This is a genomic window from Agrococcus citreus (assembly GCF_039527715.1).
GTDB lineage: Bacteria > Actinomycetota > Actinomycetes > Actinomycetales > Microbacteriaceae > Agrococcus > Agrococcus citreus.
Map to the genome: position 1 here is coordinate 519,574 of NZ_BAAAKK010000005.1, position 2,091 is coordinate 521,664.

Sequence of the window (2,091 nt, forward strand, 5' to 3'; positions counted from 1 at the left end):
GAGCCAGAAGCGGAGCACCTCGACGAACATGTCGCCGACCGCCGGGTGGTTCCAGTCGAAGTCGGGCTGCGACGTGTCGAACAGGTGCAGGTACCACTGGCCGTCGGGCACGCGGGTCCAGGCGGGACCGCCGAACACGCTCTGCCAGTTGTTCGGCGGCAGCTCGCCGGCGTCGCCCTTGCCGTCGCGGAAGATGTACCGCGAGCGGGCCTCGCTGCCGGGGCCCGCGGCGAGCGCCTCCTGGAACCACTCGTGCTGGTCTGAGGAGTGGTTCGGCACGAGGTCGACGATCACCCGCAGGCCGAGGCCGTGCGCCTCCGCGAGCATCCGGTCGAAGTCGTCGAGGGTGCCGAAGAGCGGATCGACGTCCATGTAGTCGGCGACGTCGTAGCCCGCGTCCTTCTGCGGGGAGCGGTAGAACGGGCTGAGCCAGATGGCGTCCACGCCGAGCTCGGCGATCGTCGGCAGCTTCGAGGCGATGCCGGCGAGGTCGCCGATGCCGTCGCCGGATGCATCGGCGAACGAGCGCGGGTAGATCTGGTAGATCACGGCGGAGCGCCACCACTCGCGGCCGGCGGTGCTGCCGTCAGGGGCGGCTGCCGCGATGCGGGTGGCGTCGGGCGCGGACTGCGTCGAAGCGTCGGTCATGGATCCAGGCTATTCGGATGCGCCTGATCGTTCGCAAGCGTCGCCAAGGTCACGACTTGCCAACGATCGCTCCGCCGAGCCGCGCGCGACTTGCGGCGCGACGGGCCTGACGGTCACGATGAGCCGGGCTCGGCCGACGATGGCCGTCGGCGGATGAGCCCCTCAAGCTGAAGGAAGGCACCATGAAGCACAGCAGCCTCATGAAGGTCGCCGGGGTCGGGGCGCTCGCGCTCACGCTCGCGGCATGCTCGGGCGGCGGCGGCACCCCCGCGCCGTCCGCGACCGAGACGGCGGCGGCGCCCGAGGGCGGCGGCGAGCTCGTCATCTGGATGGACCAGAACCGCAACGACGCGCTCACCGACGTCATCGCGGCGTTCGAGGCGGAGACCGGCACGACGGTCGAGATCGTCATCAAGGACTTCGCGAACATCGACGACGACCTCACGACGCAGGCGTCCTCGGGCGAGGGTCCCGACGTCATCGTCGGCGCGCACGACTGGATCGGCAAGCTCGTGACCAACGGCGTCATCGCGCCGGTGGAGCTCGGCGACATCGCCGGCGACTTCGAAGAGGTCTCGATCGAGGCCATGACCTACGAGGGCTCCGTCTACGGCGTCCCCGTGTCGATCGAGAACCTCGCGCTCGTCCGCAACACCGCGCTCGCCCCCGAGGCCCCCGCCACGTGGGACGACCTCGTGTCGACCGGCGAGGCGGCCGTGTCGGCCGGTGACGCGGAGTTCCCGCTGCTCGTCGGGATCGACCCGAACAACGCCGACCCGTACCACCTGTACCCGCTGCAGGCATCCTTCGGCGGCCCGGTCTTCGGCATGAACGACGACGGCTCCTACAACCCCGACGACCTGCAGCTCGGCAACGAGGGCAACGTGCAGTTCGCCTCCGCGCTCGCGGAGTGGGGCCAGCAGGGCATCATCAACCTGAACATCTCGCAGGACATCGCGAAGGAGCAGTTCGCCTCCGGCGCGAGCCCGTACACGATCACCGGCCCGTGGAACCTCGAGTTCTTCCAGGAGGCGGGCGTCGAGTACGGCATCTCCGAGATCCCCTCGGCCGGCGACCAGCCCGCCACGCCGTTCGTCGGCGTGCAGGGCTTCATGGTCTCGGCCTACGCGAACAACCCGATCGTGGCGAACCAGTTCCTCACCGAGTACATCGCGGGCGAAGAGGCGCAGACCGCCATCTTCGAGACCGGCCAGCGCGCGCCCGCGCTGTCGTCGGCCTTCGACGCGGCGCAGTCGAACGAGGACGTCGCGGCGTTCGGCGCGGTCGGCGCTGAGGGCGTCCCGATGCCGAACATCCCCGAGATGGACGCGCTGTGGACCGACTGGGGCACCACGGAGGCCCAGATCATCGGCGGCCAGGGTGGCGACCCCGCCGCGCTGTGGACCGCGATGGCGGACAAGATCCAGAGCACCCTCGACGGCT

2 protein-coding genes are annotated in these 2,091 nt (G+C 70.1%); one reads left to right on the top strand and one right to left on the bottom strand.

The features are described from left to right. A partial coding sequence (locus ABD106_RS11405) for an alpha-amylase family glycosyl hydrolase (RefSeq protein ID WP_343920439.1) occupies positions 1-648 on the bottom strand: 648 nt, incomplete at its 3' end. A 182-nt stretch (positions 649-830) separates the two neighbouring features. On the opposite strand from ABD106_RS11405, the gene ABD106_RS11410 reads away from it, so the two are divergent. Beyond that, on the top strand, positions 831-2,091 hold a 1,261-nt coding region (locus ABD106_RS11410), incomplete at its 3' end, for a sugar ABC transporter substrate-binding protein (RefSeq protein WP_343920441.1).